Genomic DNA, 19926 nt, shown 5'->3' on the forward strand with positions numbered 1-19926 from the left:
GGCTCCGGGGCGGGACCGGAGGGCTAGTTCTGTCCCGAGCGGGCCTTGAAAAGGGCCCGCTTGGCGGCCTTGCCCACCTGCTTGTCGGGGTGGGCCTTGCCGATCGCCTCCAGCAGCTCCTCAAGGTGCGGGTGCGGCACCTTCCAGATCACTTCGAGCAGGCTGACCAGGTTCGGGACGTTGCCGATGTCGTCGAGGCTGCTGACGAACTCCGGGCGGCCGAGACCGGCGGAGATGGTCAGCATGTCGAGGATGAGCCAGTGGGTGTCGGCCTGGGTGGGCGTGGGGGCGTCCTCGACGCCCAGCTGGGCCAGGTGGGTGGCCGCGTACGGCCGCAGGGACGGCTCGTCGAGGGCCTCTCGCCACGCGGGCACGGCCACGTCGCCGAGCGAGCCGACCATGCTGGCCGCCTGGACCCGGATCAGCGCGTCCGCGTCGTCCTCAGCGGCGGCCTCCAGCAGGTCCCTGGCGGCCTGCTCGGGGGCGCGCAGCTCCATCCAGGCCGCGAACTCGGCGTCCGCCTCCTCCTCGGGAAGCTCGGCGCCGAAGGAGAGCAGGTCGAGGGCCGTCATCGCGTCGATGGCGGGCCGGGCGTCCAGCTCGATGTCGGCGTCGTCCACGAGGTGGACCACGCCCTCCATGCCGAGCGGCGTCAGCCGCACCTGGTCGTGCTCCACCTCGACCATGCCGTATCCGGCGAGCCAGTCGAGCACGGGGTTGAGCGGGTCGCCGTACTGCGCGGTGGCGGCGGACCAGGCCTCGGTGCCCAGGTCGTCGTACTCGGCGGCGGCCTCGGCCAGCTCGGTGCGGAGCTCGGCCAGCGGCTTCGAGCCCGTCGCGAGCAGCACCCGGACCAGCAGCGCCCTGGTCAGCCCGGACAGGGCGATCGTGGCCTCCTCGTCCTCCAGCTCGGGGTCGCCGTAGTCGATGGAGTGCAGGCCCGCCATCCACGCGTCGAGGGCGTCGTCGTCCTCCTCGAAGGGCCACTCCGCGGTGTCGGCGTCGACGCTGACCGTGTCCTCCCCCTCGGGCTGGAGGAAGTCGAGGTCGATCGCGAGGTTCCAGATGTTCCAGAGGGCGGGGACGGAGTCGGCCAGCGACGCGCCGCCCTTCTCGGGGACCGGGAGCTTCAGGACCGCCAGGGCCTCGACGATCTCGGCGTCGTCGAGCAGGCTCGTCTCGCCCACCCGGCGCTCGGTCCCGACCCAGACCGCGAGGTCGCGGGCCTTGGCGATCAGGGTCGTCCCGCGGGTGGCCGCGGCCAGCTCGCTGTCCGGGCGGAGCCGGATCGTCGGCAGCTCGGAGAGCTCGTCGGCGAACGGCTCGAAGTCACCGAGCCCCTCGGACTCCTCCTCGTCGTACTCCTCGTCCTCGTCGTCCTCGACGACGAGATCCTCCATGGCGTCGACGAAGTCGTCCTCAAGGCGGTCGAGCTCGGCGAGCAGGTCGCCCAGCGAGGCGGAGCCCTTGGCCAGGTGGTCGGACTCCGACAGGAAGGTCAGGTAGGCGCGGATCGCGGGCACCATGCCGTCGGCGGCCGCGTCGGGGTCCTCGACGACCTGTGGCATCCGGTCGAGGAGCACCGTGCGCAGGTCGGACTGCTTCCACCGGCCGACGTCGTCGGAGGCGATCAGGCGGTGCCAGAGCGCGACAGAGCCGACCAGATTGGAATCGCTGCCGGGTGCGTTCTCACGCGCCCAGAGGATGAAGTTTTGGAGCAGGGGACGCAGTTCAGCCGCGGCTGCCTCGATGCGATCTGTCACCTTCCCAGCCTAGGGGGCCGGAGGGGTGCTCGCCTCCTCATATCGCCCTCCGGTGGGCCGGTGTCAACCGCCACGGCCCTCCGGTCAGGTGATCCGGCCGCCTCGGCGTGTACGTTCGCTGTCAGCCGACCCTCGGCCGGTCCTCCAGTCGATCCCCAGCCGGGCCTCGGCCGGGCCGTCGCGGGCCCGTCGCCGGTCCTCAGTTGGCGCGGCGCATCGATTCGGTGATCCGCTCGGCGGCGGTGACCACGGGGGCGGCGTGCAGGCGGCCGGGGGTGCGGGTCAGGCGCTCGATCGGGCCGGAGACCGACACGGCGGCGACCACCTTGCCGCCCGCGCCCCTGATCGGCGCCGAGACGCTGGCCACGCCCTGCTCGCGCTCGCCGACGCTGTGCGCCCAGCCCCTGCGCCGTACGCTCGCCAGCGTGGCCGCGGTGAACTTGGCCCCGCGCAGGCCCCGGTGCAGGCGGTCGGGCTCCTCCCAGGCGAGCAGGATCTGCGCCGCGGAACCGGCGAGCATCGGCAGCGCCGAGCCGACCGGCACGGTGTCGCGCAGCCCGCTGGCGCGCTCGGCGGCGGCGACGCAGACCCGCTCGTCGCCCTGGCGGCGGTAGAGCTGCGCGCTCTCCCCGGTCAGGTCCCTGAGCTGGGTGAGGACCGGGGAGGCGACGGCGAGCAGCCGGTCCTCGCCGGCGGCCGTGGACAACTCGGACAGGCGTGGACCCAGCACGAACCGGCCCTGTGTGTCGCGGGAGACGATCCTGTGGTGCTCCAGCGCGACGGCCAGCCGGTGGGCCGTGGGCCGTGCCAGGCCGGTGGCCTGAACGAGCTGCGCGAGGGACGCCGGACCTGCTTCGAGGGCATTGAGCACGAGGACGGCCTTGTCGAGTACGCCGACTCCGCTAGAGTTGTCCATACACCGATACTGCCGTCTCGACATATGAGAAAGCAAGTGGGAGTGGGACAGCCGATCGCAAGGAGGCGACATGGGCCGCACGCTCGCGGAGAAGGTATGGGAGCAGCACGTCGTGCGACGCGCTGAAGGAGAACCCGACCTGCTCTACATCGACCTGCACCTCATTCACGAGGTCACGAGCCCGCAGGCGTTCGACGGCCTGCGCCTGGCCGGCCGCCCCATCCGGCGCCCCGAGCTCACCATCGCCACCGAGGACCACAACGTCCCGACCGTACGCGGGCCGATCAACGACCCGGTGTCGCGGGTGCAGGTCGAGACGCTGCGCAAGAACTGCGCGGAGTTCGGTGTCAGGCTCTATCCGATGGGCGACGCGGGCCAGGGCGTGGTCCACATCATCGGCCCGCAGTTCGGCCTGACCCAGCCGGGCATGACGATCGTGTGTGGCGATTCTCACACCTCCACCCACGGCGCCTTCGGCGGCATCGCGTTCGGCATCGGCACCTCCGAGGTCGAGCACGTGCTGGCCACGCAGACGCTGCCCGCCTACCGGCCGAGGACGATGGCCATCGAGGTCTCCGGCGAGCTGCCGCCCGGCGTCACGGCGAAGGACCTGATCCTGGCGATCATCGCCAAGATCGGCACCGGCGGCGGCCAGGGATACATCGTCGAGTACCGCGGCGAGGCCATCCGCAAGCTCTCCATGGAGGGCCGGATGACCGTTTGCAACATGTCCATCGAGGCGGGCGCCCGCGCGGGCCTGATCGCCCCGGACGAGACCACCTTCGAATACCTCAAGGGCCGCCCCCACGCTCCGTCCGGCGCCGACTGGGACGCCGCGGTCGCGTACTGGAAGTCGCTGGTGACCGACGAGGACGCCGCCTTCGACACCGTCGTGGAGATCGACGCCTCGACGCTGACCCCGTTCGTCACCTGGGGCACCAACCCCGGCCAGGGCGCCCCGCTGGGGACGTCCGTGCCGCGTCCCGAGGACACCGACGACCCGGCCGCCGCCGCCCGCGCCCTGGAGTACATGGGCCTGACGGCCGGCACCCCGCTCCGCGAGGTCCAGGTCGACACGGTCTTCGTGGGCTCCTGCACCAACGGGCGCCTGGAGGACCTGCGGGCCGCGGCCGACGTGCTGCGCGGGCGCCGGGTCGTCACGCGGACGCTGATCGTGCCCGGCTCGATGCTGGTCAAGCTCCAGGCCGAGCAGGAGGGGCTGCACGAGGTCTTCAAGGAGGCGGGCGCCGAGTGGCGCGAGGCCGGCTGTTCCATGTGCCTGGGCATGAACCCCGACACCCTCGCCCCCGGCGAGCGCAGCGCCTCGACCTCCAACCGCAACTTCGAGGGACGCCAGGGCAAGGGCGGCCGTACGCACCTCGTGTCCCCGCAGGTCGCCGCCGCGACCGCCGTCACCGGCAAACTCACCGCGCCCGCCGACCTGTAAGGAGTCCTCGCGATGGAAGCGTTCGTCACCCACACCGGCCGGGCCGTGCCGCTGCGCCGCAGCAACGTCGACACCGACCAGATCATCCCCGCCGTCTGGCTCAAGCAGGTCAGCCGGACCGGTTTCGAGAAGGGCCTGTTCTCCGCCTGGCGCGAGGACCCCGGTTTCGTGCTGAACGACCCGGCCCACGAGGGCGCCACGATCCTGCTCGCCGGACCCGACTTCGGCACCGGCTCCTCCCGCGAGCACGCGGTCTGGGCCCTGCAGCAGTACGGTTTCCGCGTCGTGATCGCGGCCCGCTTCGGGGACATCTTCCGTAATAACTCCACCAAGATGGGTCTGCTCCCGGTCGTCCTCCCGGGCGAGACCGTCGAGGTCCTGCAGGCCGCGGTGGAGGCGAACCCCACCCTGGAGATCACCGTCGACCTGGGAGAACGCCAGGTCCGCTGGGGCGCCGAGATCGCCGCGTTCGAGATCGACGACTACACGCGCTGGCGGCTCACGGAGGGCCTGGACGACATCGGGCTGACCCTGCGCAACGCCGACGCCATAGGGGCATACGAGAATGGTCGGCAGCCATGGCTGCCGACGACCGTCTGACGAGTTCAGAACACGAGCTGGCGTGGCGGTTGCGCGAGGCGCACCGCCGCGTCCGGTCCCTGCCCGTCCCCGCCGAGGAGAGAAAACGTCTCGCCCGGCGCCTTCTGGCCATCTGCGATTTGGCCAAACGCGACCTCGAACACGCCGCCGGGCGTCTTGATTTGTTCCTTCTCGGTATTGATGTCGTGGTTTCAGATACGCCAAGCACTGGAAACATTGCGGAAGGTGATTGAGTCATACGGCTCCGTCCCCTAATTTCAAGCGGGCAAGGGGTTTCTCATCGTGATCGTTGATGAGAGATCTGTGATGAGACCCCTCGCCGTGACAAATCGGGTGAGACGGGTTTTCTGCCTCGTGACCCACTCCCGGACATCGGTAAGCAGGGGGAGCAACCTTATGAACAAAAAGGAACTCGTCGACGCCATCGCGGATCGGGTGGGCGACAAGAAGACGGCCACCGAGGCCGTGAACGCGGTGCTCGACGCCATCCAGACCGCCGTCGCGAGTGGCGACAAGGTCTCGATCACGGGGTTCGGTGCTTTCGAGATGGTGCACAAGCCGGCCCGCACCGCCCGCAACCCTTCGACGGGGGCCGAGATTCGCGTCGCCGAGAGCTGGGGGCCGAAGTTCCGGCCGGGTTCCGACTTCAAGGAACTCGTCAACACCGGCGGCAAGAAGGCGTCCAAGAAGAGGTAGGCCTCGGGCACAGGCGCCCGGACTCCCGCGACGGGAGGCCGGGCGTCCGGCTTTCCCGGCGCCGCCTTCCGGGACCGTCCGTCCGGGGCCGCCTTCCGGGACCGTCGGCCCGTCCGTCCGGGGCCGTCCAGGACCGTCTGTCCGGGGCCGTCTATCCGGGAACGGGGAAGGTCGAGAGGGTGACGTAGGTGACGTCGTCGCCGTCCATGACGATGTTGACCCGCTGGCCGGACCTGAGCAGCCGCAGCGGCCCCGCGTCGAACGCCGCCGCCCCGAACGGGATCTCGGTCCCGTCGTCCAGGAAGACCGACCCCGACCGGGTCGCCGGGTCGAAGATGCGCACCGTCGCCTGCACCCGCCCAGCCTAACTCCCGTCCGGGCGCCCGTCCCCCGCCCACGGCGCCCGCCTCATCCGCGATCCGTTCCCCGGGACTCGCCCCCCTCCGGGCTCGACCGGTCCGGGCTGGACGCCGAGATTTTTCTCGCCATCGCCAGTGTGCGGTGGCCGACGCCGAGGGTCAGCGCCAGGCGCAGGTCGTCCGGGGTGTCCACGTCGTGGCGGACCGACTCCACCCCGTCCACACAGAGCTCCTTGGCGCCGCGCCGCAGGTGCCGGTCCCGCGACTCGCCGCCGAACCCCGGCGTGAACGGCACCCCCGGCCGTACGCCGTAGAAGGTCGTGCCGATCTCGGCGGCGTCGGGCAGGAACATCTGGCCGAACTCCGCGGCGGCGGTCAGCACGCGGGCCAGTTCCGCCGGGCGGAGGGCGGGGAGGTCGGCCTGGAGGGCGCCGACGGGGTCGCCGGGCGCCAGCCGCACCGCCTCGCGGGCGCCGTGCCGCAGGGCGGCGTTCAGCCCCTCCTCCGGGTCGCCGACCACGTGCGCGCCGACCTCGCCGAGCGCCTTCGCGGCCACCGGATCGCCCGTCACCACGACCACCCGCGCGACGAGCGCGCAGCTCAGCGCCGCCTCGACGGTGTCGCAGGCGATCGCCACGGCCAGCGCGGCCCGGTGCGGGCCCGCCGCGGCCGACAGACGGGTCTTGGCGGCGACCAGCGTCTTGACCGGGACGACGAGGGTCCAGCCGGAGCTTTCCGAAGCAGACATAGCCTTAAGCATCTCGCCTCGACATCCCCGGGAGCCAACCGGGAGACTTGGGGCGCATCCCGCTCATATGGAGGAGCCCATGAGACGCCCCGGATGGCCTTCGCGATTCTGGGTGGCCTTCGCCGTCACGATCGTCAAGCCGATCTCGTGGCTCCTGGTCAAGAAGGACTGGCGGCACAGCGACCGCCTCCCCCGGACGGGCGGGATCATCATGGTGACCAACCACCTGTCGTGGCTGGACCCCATCCTCGTCGCGCACTTCCTCTACAACCACGGCCGCTGGCCGGTGATCCTCGCCAAGTCGGGTCTCTTCTCGGTGCCGCTGGTCGGCCCCCTGGTGAGGGCGCTGCAGGCCATCCCCGTCTACCGGGGAAGCTCCGACGCGGCGCGCTCGCTGGAGGAGTCGCGGCGGCGGCTCGCCGCCGGGGCGTGCGTGATGTTCTACCCGGAGGGCACCTGCACCCGCGACCCGGAGTTCTGGCCGATGGAGGGCAAGACCGGCGCGGCCAGGCTCGCGCTGGCCACCGGCGCGACGGTGATCCCCGTCGCCCACTGGGGAGCCCAGGAGATCCTGCCGTACGGCGCCAGGAGGCCCCGCCTGCTGCCGCGCAAGACCTTCCGCGTGCGGACGGGACCGCCGGTCGACCTGTCGAAGTACGCGGGACACGAGGGAGAGCCCGTCTCCGCCGACGTCCTGCGCGAGGCGACCGCCGACATCATGGCGGCCATCACGGCCCAGCTGGCCGAGATCCGCGGGGAGAAGGCCCCCGAGACGCCGTTCAGGCGACCGTCCGACAACTGACTTCGGCGTACGGTGTTGACACCTCCCCTCCCCGAAGGGAGGGGATTCCCACGGTCGCCCGTGAGAGTTCCTGATTCACCGCCGGTCGCCCGCCAGGAGAAATCCCTTGAGGTTCCACAGCAGTCCCACAGGCGTCCCGCCTCTCCGCCGGCCAGGCGGCGAGGAGGCCGCCGGCCACACCCGCGCCGCCGACGCCGGGCGCGGTACCGCGCCGCGTTCTCTCCCCCGCCCCGAGGCGGGGGTTCCCAGGCCCGAGGAGAACCGATGACCAAGGCGGCCGTGTTCGGCACGGGCTCGTGGGGGACGACCTTCGGCATGATCCTCGCCCGGGTGGGCACCGAGACGACGCTGTGGGGACGCAGTCCGGAGATCGTCGAGGCGATCGACAGGCGGCACGAGAACCCCGACTACCTGCCGGGCGCGGTGCTGCCCGAGACGCTGCGCGCGACGACCGACCCCGCCGAGGCCCTCGAAGACGCCGACTTCGTGGTGCTCGCGGTGCCCTCCCAGACCCTGAGGGAGAACCTGACCCGCTGGAAGCCGCACCTGCCGCCCGACGCGGTGCTGGTCAGCCTGATGAAGGGCATCGAGCTGGGCACCACCAAGCGGATGAGCGAGGTGATCTGCGAGGTCGCCGAGGTGCCCCAGGAGCGGGTCGCGGTGGTGTCGGGCCCCAACCTGGCCGGTGAGATCGTCCGGGGCCAGCCGGCCGCCACCGTGGTCGCCTGCACGGACGAGCGGGCGATGGAGCGGCTCCAGGCGGCCTGCTACCTGCCGCCCTGGTTCCGCCCGTACACCAACCCCGACGTCATCGGGGTCGAGCTCGGCGGGGCCGTCAAGAACGTGATCGCCCTGGCGGTCGGCATCTCGGCGGGGATGGGGCTCGGCGACAACGTCGGGGCGATGCTCATGACGCGCGGGCTGGCCGAGATCTCCCGGCTGGGCGCGGTGCTCGGCGCCGACCCGCACACCTTCGCGGGACTCGCGGGTATGGGCGATCTTGTGGCGACCTGCGTGTCCCCATTGTCGCGGAACCGTACTTTCGGGGAGAATCTCGGGCGAGGTATGACGCTGGACGAGGTCATCGCCGCGACGAAACAGACCGCCGAGGGGGTCAAATCCTGCGAGTCGGTGCTCGAACTGGCCAGAAAGCACGACGTGGAGATGCCGATCACCGAGGTGGTGGTGGCCGTCGTCCACGACGCGATGCCCCCCAGCGAGGCCGGGGTGCTCCTGATGTCACGGACCCCCAAGCCGGAACGGTACGGCCTGTGAACGGACAGCGTGGTCGATGAACAGACGGATGCGCAGGCGCAAGGGCGAGAACACCCGGTCGGTGCACCTGCCCGCTCCGGAGGCGCCCCGGCAGCCGCCCCTCGGCCTTCCCGTGTGGCGCAGTTCCGCCTGGGGCTTCGGCGACTCCGCCGAGTACGCAGAGGTGTTCGACGAGAAGAGCTCCGGCTACGCGTACGGCCGGATCGACAACCCCACCACCGCCGCCTTCGCCGCGGCGGTGGCCTCCCTGGAGGGCGCCGCGGCGCCCGAGGACGTGGCGGGGCAGGCGTTCGCCTCGGGGATGGCCGCCGTCAACGCCGTCCTGATGACGTTCCTGCGCGCGGGCGCGCACATCGTGGCCCCCACCCCGCTGTACGGCGGGACCCACTCGCTGATCACGAACGTGCTGGCCAGGTTCGGGGTCGGCGCGGACTTCGTCGGCCACGGCGAGCTGGCCGGGGTGCAGGCGGCGATCAAGCCCAACACAAAGATCATCTACGCGGAGACGCTGTCCAACCCCACCATGGCCGTCTCCGACATCCGGGGCCTCTACCGGATCGCCCGCGCCGCGGGGGCGCTGCTGGTGGTCGACTCGACCTTCGCCACCCCGATCGTGTGCCGCCCCCTCGAACACGGCGCCGACCTGGTGATCCACTCCGCGACCAAGTATCTCGGCGGTCACGACGACTGCGCCGGGGGCGTGGCGGTCGGCCGCCCCGACCTGATCGCCCAGCTGCGCGAGGTCAGGATCGACACCGGAGGAACCCTCTCTCCCGACGACGCGTTCCTGCTCCGCCGGGGGCTGGAGACCCTGCCGCTGCGGGTCCGCCGGATGTGCTCCACCGCGATGGTCTTCGCCGCCGCGGTGGCCAAGCATCCCGCCGTACGCCGGGTCGACTACCCGGGACTGCCGGGACACCCCGGCCACCAGCTCGCCAGGCACCTGTTCGACTCCGGTCCCGAGGGCACGAGATACGGCGCCTGCGTCACGGTCACCCCGCGTGGCGGCTACGACGCGGGGGTGGCCCTGGCCGACGCGCTCAAGCTCGTCTCGATCGCCACCTCCGCCGGGGGGACCCGTACCAAGGCCGCGCACGTGGCCTCGGCCACCCATCGGCGGCTCGGCGAGGGATCGGGGGTCGACGCGGCGGCGGTCAGGTTCTCGGTCGGGCTGGAGGACGCCGAGGATCTCATCATGGACGTCACCCAGGCCCTCGACTCACTACCCGCATCGGGTAGGTAGGCGCGTCTAACAGCCGGATTGCCCCCTAACAGGGGGTACATTCGGTCATCATGAGTGAGCAGCACGAACCTCTACCGAGGGTCGCCGTCGTCTTCGGCGGTCGCAATTCCGAGCACGCCGTCTCCATTCTCGGGGCGGGAAGCGTGCTGGGGGCCATCGACAGGTCCAAGTACGAGGTGGTCCCCATCGGGATCGCCACGGACGGCCGATGGGTGCTCGCCTCGGGGGAGCAGCGATACGAGATCGAGAGCGGTGAGCTGCCCGCCGTCGACGCGGCGGGCGCGACGCTGGCGCTGGCGTCCGGCGGCGGCTCGCTGGTGGCGTACGACCCCGGCAGCATCCCCGTCGAGCTCGGCCAGGTCGACGTCGTCTTCCCCGTCATGCACGGCCCCTTCGCCGAGGACGGCACGATCCAGGGACTGCTGGAGATGGCCGGGGTCCGCTACGTCGGCTCCGGGGTGCTGGCCAGCTCGGTCGGCATGGACAAGTCGTACATGAAGCTGGTCCTCGCCGCCGCCGGACTGCCCGTCGGCCCGTACGTCACGATCCGTGACCGCGACTGGCGGACCGACCGGGGCCGGGTCCTCAAGGAGGTCCAGGAGCTCGGCTGGCCGGTCTTCGTCAAGCCCGCGCGCGCCGGGTCCAGCCAGGGCATCTCCAAGGCCGCCACCCTGGAGGAGCTGGAGCGGGCCATCGAGTTCGCCCGCGAGCACGACCCCAAGGTGCTCGTCGAGGCCGCCGTCACGGGCCGCGAGATCGAGTGCGCGGTGCTGGAGTCGCCGGGCGACGAGGCGCCCAGGGCGAGTCTGCCCGGCGAGGTGCTGGTCCACGGAGACCACGAGTTCTTCGACTTCGAGGCCAAGTACATCGGAAGCGACATGTCCCTGTCCGTGCCCGCCGACATCCCCCAGGAGACGGTCGAGCAGCTGCGGGCGATGGCCGTCCGCGCCTTCGAGGCGCTGGGCTGCGAGGGCCTGTCACGGGTCGACTTCTTCTACACCCCCGACGGACGGCTGATCGTCAACGAGATCAACACCATGCCGGGCTTCACCGCGATGTCGGTGGCGCCGCAGCTGTGGGCCGCCACCGGGGTGCCCTACGCCGAGCTGGTCGACCGGCTGATCCAGCTCGCGCTCGGACGCTCACCCGGCCTGCGGTAGGGCTCTCGACGCGGGCCGCCCGGAAGGTCCGGGGCGCCCTTGACGGAGACCCGGCAGGTCCGAGGCGGAGCGCTCCTGGTACGGACGCCCAGCCGGTCCGAGGCAGAGCGCTCTTGACGCGGGCGCTCAGCCGGTCTGCGGCAGGGCGCTCTTGATGGGGATCGCGAGATCGACCAGCACGTTCTGCGGGACGTGCTCCCGCGCGATCGTCACCTCGACGTAGGCCTCCCTGCCGATCGCGGTGAACAGCGTCGGCCTGGCCGGGTCGGCGTACCACGCCACCCCGTCGATCTCGGGCACCTGGTCGGTCGGTGACATCGTCACCGGCCGTGGCACCCCGCAGCGCAGGGCGATGCGCGCCTCCCCCCACACGGCGACGTAGGGGGAGGCGGGCGTGGACTCCGTACGGTCCGCGCCGTCGAGTTTTCCCGGGAGCCGTTCGGCGAGCACCCGGCACGCGGCGGCGGCGGGCCCCCCGGGGACCGGCGGCTCGACCCGGACGGCGCCGCCGCACCCCGCCAGGATCAGCAGGGCGCAGGCGCCCCCCGCCAGGCGGGCGGACCGCAGTGGCATGTCACGTTCCAGACGATCGGATGCGGATTCGGGGACCCGGCCGCGAGTCCCGGCCCGAACCCGTACGCGGGCTCGGCCGTGGACTCACACGCGGGCTCGGTGTGGCCTCGCGGGTGGCCTCAGATGTGCACGATGGGACACGTCAGCGTGCGCGTGATCCCCTCCACACCCTGGATCTGCGCCACCACGAGCTTCCCCAGCTCGTCGACGTTCCGGGCCTCGGCGCGCACGATCACGTCGTACGGTCCGGTGACGTCCTCGGCCTGGGTGACACCCGAGATGCCGGAGATCGCCGAAGCCACGTTCGCGGCCTTGCCGACCTCGGTCTGGATGAGGATATAGGCCTGCACCATAACGACCTCCCGGGCGATTGGATCAGTGCCGAAGGGCCACCGTACCCTGTGATGAACAGGAGGTGTGCCATCACAGTCGGAGATCTCGGCGAATTCGGGGTTGTTGCACGTATTGCCGGACGTTTGTCGCAAGGTGGGACCGTACTGCTCGGTCCCGGGGACGACGCCGCGGTGGTGAGCGCTCCCGACGGGCGGGTCGTCGTGACGACTGACCTGTTGATTGAGGGTAGGCACTTCCGGCGCGATTGGTCCAGTGGCTACGACATCGGCCGCAAGGCCGCGGCGCAGAATCTCTCCGACGTCGTGGCGATGGGGGCCGGCCCCACCGGCCTCGTGGTCGGCCTCGGGATGCCCGCCGACGTCACCACCGGCTGGCTGGACGACCTCACCGACGGCTTCCGCGACGAGTGCGACCTCGTCGGGGCGAGCGTGGCGGGCGGCGACATCACCCGCTGCGACCTCGTCGTGGTCTCCGTGACCGCTCTGGGCGACCTGGGCGGCCGGGCGCCCGTCACGCGGTCGGGAGCCCGTCCCGGCGACGTGGTCGCCTTCACGGGCCGCCTCGGGCACGCCGCCGCCGGGCTCGCGCTGCTCCGCGCGGGCCTGGCCGGGCCGGTGGAGCTGATCGACGCCCACCGCCGCCCGTGCCCTCCCTACGCGCGTGGCCCGGAGGCCGCCGGGCTCGGCGCGACGGCCATGCTCGACGTGAGCGACGGCCTGCTCCAGGATCTCGGCCACGTGGCCGAGGCGGCCGGGGTCGCGCTCGTCCTCGACCCGGAGGCGTTCACCCCTCCGCCGGTGATGCGCGAGGCCGCCCGGCTGCTCGGCGTCGATCCACTGGACTGGGTACTCTCCGGCGGCGACGACCACGCGCTCGCCGCGACCTTCCCGGCCCACGTACGGCTCCCGGAGGGCTGGAACGTGGTGGGTCACGTCATCGAGGGCGAAGGTGTGCAGGTCAAGGGCCTTTTACTCGGCCACGGAGGCTGGGATCACTTCCGGGAGTGACACTTACCACTTCCTGCGACATCTGTGAAAATTGCGACAAACGTTTATCTAACTGGTATGAAGATGGGCGGTCGAGATTCCCTTCGAGAAAGGGGCCATATGGGCCGCCACGGTGGAAACGGGGAAGAGGCTTCCCCGAACCGGGGTAAACGCGAGCCGGAGTTCGCTCCGGAACCAGGCTGGGCGGACGAGCCGATCGGGCGCCGGCTCCGTCCCGAGGAGTCGGTGGCGACCGAGACCCGGACGGGTTTCCTGGGGTCGGGATGGAGCTCGGAGCCCGAGCTGTCCGGTTCGTCCGACGCCTCCCCCGCGTTCGACCCGTGGCCCGATGACGAGGAGCGGCCCGGCGGGCGGATCAGGAAGACGGTGCTGATCGTCGCCGCGGTGGCCGTGGTGCTCGGCGGGACCGTGGTCGGGGTCCGGGCGCTGGCCGGCTCGGGGAGCCCCGCCGACTGCCCGCCCGCCGGTTGCGTCGCGGCGGCGTCGAACCAGCCGGTGCCGGAGGACGACACCGCCGACGAGCCCGTGGCGGAGGAGCCCTCGGAGGAACCGGCGCCGGAGGACGAGCCCTCGGAGGCGGGCGACAAGACGCCGAAGCCGGGTGACGGGAGGGCGAGATCCACGCCGGCCCCCGAACGCACCTCCACCCGTGGCGGAGGCGGGGGAACCTCCACCCCCCGGCCCACCCCGACGAGGAAGGCCACCCGCGCGCCGTTGGACACCGACGAGCCGTCGTCCTCCGACGAGCCGACCGACGAGCCCTCGCCCAGCCTCACCCAGGAGCCCCTCGTCGTCGGTGACCGGACGCCGGCCACCGGGGAGCCCCTGAGCAGCGCCGGTCCCGACCCCGTGCCCAGCGAGACGGCCTCCAGCGCCGCCCCGCTCGCCGGGGGCGCCGCGATCACGGTCGACGCGGACGTCGTGAGGGACAGGTCGCGAAGCTACACCGTCGAGCTCGTGGTCGCCGCGAGCGAGAACGTCGAGCGCCTCCAGGTGAGCGTGCCGGTCAGCGGGGAGGTCACCGCGGTGAGCGGAGCCGACTGGGAGCAGGTCGGCGACAGCCTGCTGATCGAGTCCCCGGAGGGCCTGGGGGCCGGCGAGGAGCTCCGGGTCACCTTCACCGCGAACGGTGACGCGGAGGTCCCGAGGAGCTGCCGGAGCGACCAGGGAGAGTGCGCCGTCGCCTGACCGGCGCGTCATCACGACGGAACCGGCCGGACCGCTCAGGCCGGGAGCCGGTCGGGGACCGGCCGGGAAGCCGCTCCGGTCCGGGAGGGCGGGGCGGGCGTTCCGGTTCACGGAAGCGGGGCGGGAGGCCGTTCCGGTTCACAGGGGCGCGAAGGGCAGCCGTTCCGGTTCGCGGGAGCGGGACGGGAGGCCGTTCCGGTTTACGGGAGCGGGACGGGAGGCCCGGCGTCAGGGAACTGCGGGAAGCCGGGGGAGCGCTTCGCGGGCCGGAGAGGGGCTGGTTGGATGGGGAACATGACCGTTTCGACCCCCCCTCGCGTGCTGACCGTCGCCGGCTCCGACTCCGGAGGCGGCGCGGGTGTCCAGGCCGACCTGAAGACCATGCTCGCCCTCGGCGTGCACGGCATGAGCGTGATCGCCGCGGTGACCGCGCAGAACTCGGTCGGCGTGCAGGGCTACTGGGAGCTCCCCCCGGAGGCGGTACGGGCCCAGCTCGACTCGGTGCTCGGTGACATCGGGGCCCAGGCGGTCAAGACCGGGATGCTCGCCTCGCCGATACTGGTGGAGACGGTGGCCGAGGTCCTGGCGGGGCTGGACGTGCCCGTCGTGGTCGATCCCGTCGGGGTCTCCAAGCACGGCGACGCGCTCCTCGCCCCCGAGGCGGTGGAGACGGTGAGGACGCGCCTGCTGCCCACCGCCACGGTGGTCACCCCCAACCTGTGGGAGGTCCTGCAGCTCACCGGGGTGAAGGTCGAGGACGAGACCGACCTGCGCCGGGCCGCCGACGCGATATTGGAACTCGGGCCCGCGTGGGCGCTCGTCAAGGGCGGCCACCTGCCGGGTGCCCCGGTCGACCTGCTGACCGACGGCACGCGGGAGTTCCGCTTCACCGCCGAGCGCCACGACAACCGGCACACCCACGGCACGGGCTGCACCCTGGCCTCCGCGATCGCGTCCTACCTCGCCCTCGGCGAGGACGTACCGCCCGCCGTGGAGAAGGCGAAGGCGTACGTCACCGGCGCGATCGCGCACGGCTTCCCCCTGGGGGCGGGCATCGGCCCCGTGGACCACGCCTGGCGCCGGCGTGTTTCTTGATCAGTGTTTTTGAGCGGCGTCTCCTGAGCGGCGTCTCCTGAACCGCGTCCCCCGAGCCGTGCCTCCCGAACGGAACGCTCTCCTGAAGGGGGCCGTCTCCCGAGGGGGGCGTTCTCCCGAACCGCGCCCCCCGGCGGGCCGAAAGCCCTCGGGGAACGACGAAGCCCGCCGCCCCATCGAGTGGGACGGCGGGCTTCGTGGAGGTCTGGCTAGCGGGTGACCTTGCCGGCCTTGATGCAGGAGGTGCACACGTTCAGCCGCTTCGGCGTGCCGTTCACCACTGCGCGCACGGGCTGGATGTTCGGGTTCCAGCGGCGGCGGGTGCGGCGGTGCGAGTGGGAGACGTTGTTGCCGAAGGTCGGCTTCTTAGCGCAAACGTCGCAGACGGAAGCCACGGTTCGCTCCTTTAATCAGTCGAGAGGCTCGATCCGCCGCACTGGCGGCGGTCATCGGGCACGCCGGGACGACCGGCTGGCCACACGAGGATATCCGATGTCCGGCCCTGCACGCGAACGCGAGCCGCCGTGAACGGTCGAACGGGGATAATCTCCGGAGGCAACCGTAGCGCATTCCGGGACACGCCACGGCGGGTCTCCTCCGGAGAACGGACCGGGAGCGGGCCGCGAGCGGGCCCGGGGACGAACCGGGAACGAGACCGGGAGGTGCCCGGAGGCCGGTGACGGCGCCCGGCGGGCGCGAACAGTGGCCGGGAAGCGGCGAGCAGGAGCCGGGAGGCAGGAGGGCAGGAATGCTGCAGGTTCTCGATCCGCTCGCGGTGCGCAGATGGTCGCGGCTGGCCGCCGAGACGCTGGGGAGGGCGCGCGAGGAGATCGACGCGCTCAACGTCTTCCCCGTGCCCGACGGCGACACAGGCACCAACCTGCACCTGACCATGCTCTCCGCCGCCGAGGCGCTCGACGGGCTGCCCGACGACGCCGGGGCGGAGGCCACCTGGAGGGCGTTCGCGCAGGGGGCGCTGCTCGGCGCCCGTGGCAATTCGGGAGTGATCGTCAGCCAGGCGCTGCGCGGCCTCGCCGAGGTGCTCAGGGAGGCCGAGGGGCGCGGCGCCGATCTCGGGCGGGGCCTGGTCAGGGCCGCCGAGCTGGCCCGCGCGGCGGTGTCCAGGCCGGTCGAGGGCACGATCCTGAGCGTCCTGACAGCCGTGGCGGCGGCGGTGCGCGACGGCCGGGAGGATCTCGCCTCGGTCGCGAGGAGGGCGGCGGGGGAGGCGCGCTCCGCGCTCCGCCGTACCACGGGGCAGCTCGACGTGCTGGCTCGCGGCGGGGTGGTCGACGCGGGCGGGGCGGGCCTGACGATCATCCTGGAGAGCCTCGCCGCCGTCGTCACCGACTCCTACACCGGCCGGGTGGACATCCCCGCCCCCGCGCACAGGATCGTCCCCGAGACCTCCAGGGAGGCCCGGGAGAGCGGGGAGGGGCCCGGCTACGAGGTCATGTACCTGCTGGACGCCGGGGAGGAGGAGGTCGCCGCGCTGCGCGGGGAGCTCGACGCGCTCGGCGACTCGCTGGTGGTCGTGGGCGGGGACGGCCTGTGGAACGTCCACGTCCACGTGGACGACGCGGGCGCGGCGATCGAGGCGGCGATGAGGCGGGGCCGCCCGCACCGGATCAGGGTGACGTACCTGGTCGGCTCGGGCAGGACCCACCCGGTCGCGCGGGGGAGAGGGGTGGTGGCCGTGGCCGCGGGGCCCGCGCTGGCGGCGGTGTTCGAGGAGGCGGGAGCCGTGGTCGTCCGGCGCGAGCCCGGTTCCAGCCCTCCGCTGGCGGCGGTGCTCGCCGCCGTCCGCGAGGCCGGGTCCGAGGTCGTGGTCCTGCCCAACGACAGCGACACGCGCGAGGTCGCGGCCGCCGCCGCGGAGATCGCGAGGGAGGAGGGCCTGGTGGTCGGCGTCCTCCCGACCAGGGCCTCGGTGCAGGGCCTGTCGGCGCTGGCCGTCCACGACCCGCTGCGCCGCTTCGACGACGACGTGGTGGCCATGACCGAGGCCGCCGCGCACACCCGCCACGGGCACGTGTGGGTGGCCGACCGCGAGGTCATGACGAGCGCGGGCCTGACCGCCCCCGGTGACGTCCTGGGGGTGGTCGACGGCGACGCCGCGCTGATCGGCACGGACCTGGCGGCGACCGCGCTGGAGGTCGTACGCCGCATGGTCTCCTCCAGCAGCGAGCTGGTGACCCTCCTGGAGGGCGCCGACGCCCCCGAGGGGCTCGCCCGCGCCGTACAGGACCATCTGGCCGGGACCAGGCCGGACGTCGAGGTGGTCACGTACGAGGGCGGGCAGGGCGGCTACCCGCTGCTGATCGGGGTGGAATGAGCCGGTGCCGGGCGGCCGGGTGGGCCGGGTAGGCCGTGGCGGGTGAATTCTGTCGCCCGGGCACGGTAGAAAACGGGGGTGACGAGCTTCGACGAGCCGCTGGCGAAGGCACTCGACCCCAAGACGGCCAAGCTGCTGGAGAGCGTTCTCGACCTGCGCACCGTCGGCGACCTGCTGCGGCACTACCCGCGCCGCTACGCCGAGCGGGGCGAGCTGACCGACCTCGACGACCTTCAGGTGGACGACCACGTCACCGTGGTCGGCGAGGTCACCAGGGCGATGCGCAGGCCGATGCGCAACAAGGGCGGCACCTGGCTGGAGGTCGAGGTCGTCGACGCGCGGGGCAGCAAGATCTACCTGTCGTTCTTCGGGAAGACGTCCCACATCGCCGAGACGCGGCTGAAGCCGGGCAGGCGCGGCATGTTCGCCGGGAAGGTCGGGGCCTTCGGCCAGGGCGAGAAACGCAAGTGGCAGCTCTCCCACCCCGAGTTCGAGATGATCGAGGAGAGCGAGACGGGCGCCGAGGAGTTCGCCGCCGCGCTCGTGCCGATCTACCCGGCCGGCAAGGACGTGACGCCCTGGGCCATCCGCAGGGCGCTGGGCGTCGTCCTCGACACGATGGGCGAGCTCGACGACTCGCTCCCCGCGGAGCTGCGCGCCCGGCACCGGCTCCCAGGCCTGTCCGAGGCGCTGCTGGCGATCCACCGCCCCCGCGACCACGCCGACGTCGCCAGGGCGCGCAAGCGGCTCAGGTTCGACGAGGCGTTCCTGCTCCAGGCGGTGCTGCTGCAGCGCCGGATGGCCGCGGCCTCCTGGCCCGCCACGCCCAGGCCCGCGACCTCCGGCGGGCTGCTCACCGACTTCGACGGGCGGCTGCCGTTCGAGCTCACCGAGGGGCAGCGCGACGTGGGCGAGGAGATCGCGGCGGACCTGGCGCTGCCCCACCCCATGCACCGGCTGCTCCAGGGCGAGGTCGGCGCGGGCAAGACGATCGTCGCGCTGCGGGCGATGCTCCAGGTGGCCGACGCCGGAGGGCAGGCCGTGCTGCTCGCCCCCACCGAGGTGCTCGCCCAGCAGCACCACCGGTCGATCTCGGCCATGCTCGGCGACCTGGCCGCCGGCGGCATGTTCGGCGGCACCGCGGTCGCCCTGCTGACCGGGTCGCTGGGCGCCGCGGCCCGCCGCTCCGCCATGCTCGACGCGGCCTCGGGCGCGGCGGGCATCGTCGTCGGCACCCACGCGGTCCTGCAGGAGCGCGTCCAGTTCGCCGACCTCGGCCTGGTCGTGGTCGACGAGCAGCACCGGTTCGGCGTCGAGCAGCGCGACGCGCTCCGCGAGAAGGCCGGGGGCGGTCGCCCGCACGTGCTCGTCATGACCGCCACGCCCATCCCCCGCACCGTCGCCATGACGGTCTTCGGCGACCTCACGGTCTCCACGCTCTCCCAGCTGCCCTCCGGCCGTGCCCCGATCACCACGCACGTGGTCCCCGCGGCGGAGAAGCCGCACTTCCTCGACCGGGCCTGGACGCGGCTGCGCGAGGAGATCGAGCTGGGCCGCCAGGCCTACGTCGTGTGCCCGCGCATCGGCGACCTGGAGGGCGACGAGGGCGACATGTCGAAGGCCGACGACGAGCGCAGGCCGCCGCTGGCGGTGCTCGACGTGGCCGAGACGCTCGCGCAGGGGCCGCTGCACGGGCTCCGTACGGAGGTGCTGCACGGCAAGCTCCCGCCCGAGGAGAAGGACGCGGTGATGAGGGCCTTCACCCGGGGGGAGATCGACGTGCTGGTGGCGACCACGGTCATCGAGGTCGGCGTCGACGTCCCCAACTCCTCGGTCATGGTCATCATGGACGCCGACCGGTTCGGCGTCTCCCAGCTCCACCAGCTCCGCGGCCGGGTCGGCCGTGGCGGATTGCCCGGATTGTGCCTGTTGGTGACCGACTCCCCGGGGGGCACACCGGCGAGGGCGCGGCTCGACGCCGTGGCGGCCACCCTGGACGGCTTCGAGCTGTCCCGTGTCGACCTGGAGCAGCGCAGGGAGGGTGATGTGCTCGGTGTGGCCCAGTCGGGGCGCAGATCGTCGCTGAAGATGCTCAGGCTCCTCCGCGACGAGGACGTCATCCACGCCGCGCGCCTGGACGCCGAGGCGATGCTGGAGGCCGATCCGGAGCTGGCGGGGCATCCCGTGCTCCGCGCGGAGATCGACAGGCTCCTCGCGGACGAGCGCGCCGAATACCTGGAGAAGACCTGACGGAACGGGGGCGTCGCCCCCCGGCCCAACTGCGGGGACGGCCTCCCCCCGAATGCCGTCCCCGCTTGGGCCCACTCCCGGGTCAGGTGCCGAGAGCACCGGCGTGCGGAAGGGC

At 72.3% G+C, this 19926-nt stretch carries 20 protein-coding genes; 13 read left to right on the plus strand and 7 right to left on the minus strand.

Annotation, left to right across the window (positions count from 1 at the left end; translation table 11 throughout):
* Positions 1-23: 23 nt before the first annotated feature.
* Both ACSC1Q_RS19480 and ACSC1Q_RS19485 read right to left on the minus strand, forming a co-directional pair.
* Entirely contained in the window at positions 24-1763 is a 1740-nt protein-coding gene (locus tag ACSC1Q_RS19480) for a hypothetical protein (RefSeq protein WP_436760122.1), read from the minus strand.
* A 199-nt stretch (positions 1764-1962) separates the two neighbouring features.
* The gene (locus ACSC1Q_RS19485) at positions 1963-2679 is read right to left on the minus strand and encodes an IclR family transcriptional regulator (RefSeq protein ID WP_329085241.1); all 717 of its coding nucleotides are present in this window, start codon (positions 2677-2679) and stop codon (positions 1963-1965) included.
* Between the two features lie 70 nt (positions 2680-2749).
* Here ACSC1Q_RS19485 and leuC point away from each other — a divergent pair, with 70 nt between their 5' ends.
* The 4 genes from leuC to ACSC1Q_RS19505 all read left to right on the plus strand — a co-directional run bounded on the left by leuC (position 2750) and on the right by ACSC1Q_RS19505 (position 5422).
* Positions 2750-4126, plus strand: coding sequence for a 3-isopropylmalate dehydratase large subunit (gene leuC / locus ACSC1Q_RS19490; RefSeq protein ID WP_436760123.1), 1377 nt, complete (start codon positions 2750-2752; stop codon positions 4124-4126).
* Positions 4127-4138: 12 nt separating this feature from the next.
* Positions 4139-4726, plus strand: coding sequence for a 3-isopropylmalate dehydratase small subunit (gene leuD, locus ACSC1Q_RS19495; protein ID WP_436760124.1), 588 nt, complete (start codon positions 4139-4141; stop codon positions 4724-4726).
* Positions 4705-4959 (plus strand): SCO5555 family protein, encoded by a 255-nt coding sequence (locus ACSC1Q_RS19500; RefSeq protein ID WP_436760125.1) that lies wholly within the window; start codon positions 4705-4707, stop codon positions 4957-4959. The genes leuD and ACSC1Q_RS19500 overlap by 22 nt, the downstream gene beginning before the upstream one ends.
* Before the next feature lie 163 nt (positions 4960-5122).
* A complete protein-coding gene (locus tag ACSC1Q_RS19505) occupies positions 5123-5422 on the plus strand; it encodes an HU family DNA-binding protein (RefSeq protein WP_350969487.1) in 300 nt (99 codons plus the stop codon).
* A gap of 151 nt (positions 5423-5573) precedes the next feature.
* Here ACSC1Q_RS19505 and ACSC1Q_RS19510 read toward each other — a convergent pair whose 3' ends face one another.
* Together ACSC1Q_RS19510 and cofC are read right to left on the minus strand one after the other, a co-directional pair.
* Positions 5574-5777 carry a hypothetical protein gene (locus ACSC1Q_RS19510; protein ID WP_436760126.1) on the minus strand — a complete coding sequence of 68 codons (204 nt, stop codon included), beginning with the start codon at positions 5775-5777 and terminating at the stop codon, positions 5574-5576.
* Between the two features lie 53 nt (positions 5778-5830).
* Positions 5831-6529, minus strand: a complete 699-nt coding sequence (cofC, locus tag ACSC1Q_RS19515; RefSeq protein WP_436760127.1) for a 2-phospho-L-lactate guanylyltransferase — start codon at positions 6527-6529, stop codon at positions 5831-5833.
* A 79-nt stretch (positions 6530-6608) separates the two neighbouring features.
* Here cofC and ACSC1Q_RS19520 point away from each other — a divergent pair, with 79 nt between their 5' ends.
* The 4 genes from ACSC1Q_RS19520 (at position 6609) to ACSC1Q_RS19535 (ending at position 11009) form a co-directional block, all read left to right on the plus strand.
* Positions 6609-7331: a lysophospholipid acyltransferase family protein gene (locus ACSC1Q_RS19520; RefSeq protein WP_436760128.1), complete on the plus strand. Its 723-nt coding sequence runs from the start codon at positions 6609-6611 to the stop codon at positions 7329-7331.
* 264 nt (positions 7332-7595) lie between these two features.
* Complete coding sequence (locus ACSC1Q_RS19525) at positions 7596-8606, plus strand: NAD(P)H-dependent glycerol-3-phosphate dehydrogenase (RefSeq protein ID WP_436760129.1); 1011 nt, start codon at positions 7596-7598, stop codon at positions 8604-8606.
* 16 nt (positions 8607-8622) lie between these two features.
* Entirely contained in the window at positions 8623-9849 is a 1227-nt protein-coding gene (locus ACSC1Q_RS19530; protein ID WP_436760130.1) for a trans-sulfuration enzyme family protein, read from the plus strand.
* Positions 9850-9899: 50 nt separating this feature from the next.
* Positions 9900-11009 carry a D-alanine--D-alanine ligase family protein gene (locus ACSC1Q_RS19535; protein WP_436760131.1) on the plus strand — a complete coding sequence of 370 codons (1110 nt, stop codon included), beginning with the start codon at positions 9900-9902 and terminating at the stop codon, positions 11007-11009.
* Positions 11010-11135: 126 nt separating this feature from the next.
* Here the strand turns inward: ACSC1Q_RS19535 and ACSC1Q_RS19540 are convergent, their stop codons facing one another.
* The gene (locus tag ACSC1Q_RS19540; protein WP_436760132.1) at positions 11136-11582 is read right to left on the minus strand and encodes a DUF3515 family protein; all 447 of its coding nucleotides are present in this window, start codon (positions 11580-11582) and stop codon (positions 11136-11138) included.
* A 119-nt stretch (positions 11583-11701) separates the two neighbouring features.
* Positions 11702-11935: an Lrp/AsnC family transcriptional regulator gene (locus tag ACSC1Q_RS19545; RefSeq protein WP_344749082.1), complete on the minus strand. Its 234-nt coding sequence runs from the start codon at positions 11933-11935 to the stop codon at positions 11702-11704.
* Positions 11936-11986: 51 nt separating this feature from the next.
* Between ACSC1Q_RS19545 and ACSC1Q_RS19550 the strand changes: the two genes are divergently transcribed.
* From ACSC1Q_RS19550 to thiD, 3 genes are all read left to right on the plus strand, one after another.
* The gene (locus ACSC1Q_RS19550; protein ID WP_436760133.1) at positions 11987-12943 is read left to right on the plus strand and encodes a thiamine-phosphate kinase; all 957 of its coding nucleotides are present in this window, start codon (positions 11987-11989) and stop codon (positions 12941-12943) included.
* Between the two features lie 225 nt (positions 12944-13168).
* The gene (locus ACSC1Q_RS19555) at positions 13169-14131 is read left to right on the plus strand and encodes a hypothetical protein (RefSeq protein WP_436760134.1); all 963 of its coding nucleotides are present in this window, start codon (positions 13169-13171) and stop codon (positions 14129-14131) included.
* A gap of 285 nt (positions 14132-14416) precedes the next feature.
* The gene (thiD, locus tag ACSC1Q_RS19560) at positions 14417-15226 is read left to right on the plus strand and encodes a bifunctional hydroxymethylpyrimidine kinase/phosphomethylpyrimidine kinase (protein ID WP_436760135.1); all 810 of its coding nucleotides are present in this window, start codon (positions 14417-14419) and stop codon (positions 15224-15226) included.
* Positions 15227-15435: 209 nt separating this feature from the next.
* Here thiD and rpmB read toward each other — a convergent pair whose 3' ends face one another.
* Positions 15436-15621, minus strand: coding sequence for a 50S ribosomal protein L28 (rpmB, locus tag ACSC1Q_RS19565; protein ID WP_012894387.1), 186 nt, complete (start codon positions 15619-15621; stop codon positions 15436-15438).
* A 353-nt stretch (positions 15622-15974) separates the two neighbouring features.
* On the opposite strand from rpmB, the gene ACSC1Q_RS19570 reads away from it, so the two are divergent.
* Positions 15975-17561 (plus strand): DAK2 domain-containing protein, encoded by a 1587-nt coding sequence (locus tag ACSC1Q_RS19570; protein ID WP_436760136.1) that lies wholly within the window; start codon positions 15975-15977, stop codon positions 17559-17561.
* 78 nt (positions 17562-17639) lie between these two features.
* Entirely contained in the window at positions 17640-19811 is a 2172-nt protein-coding gene (recG, locus tag ACSC1Q_RS19575; protein WP_436760137.1) for an ATP-dependent DNA helicase RecG, read from the plus strand.
* Positions 19812-19926: the final 115 nt, after the last annotated feature.

Origin of the sequence: Streptosporangium heterodermiicola (genome assembly GCF_051390675.1) — a bacterium.
GTDB lineage: Bacteria > Actinomycetota > Actinomycetes > Streptosporangiales > Streptosporangiaceae > Streptosporangium.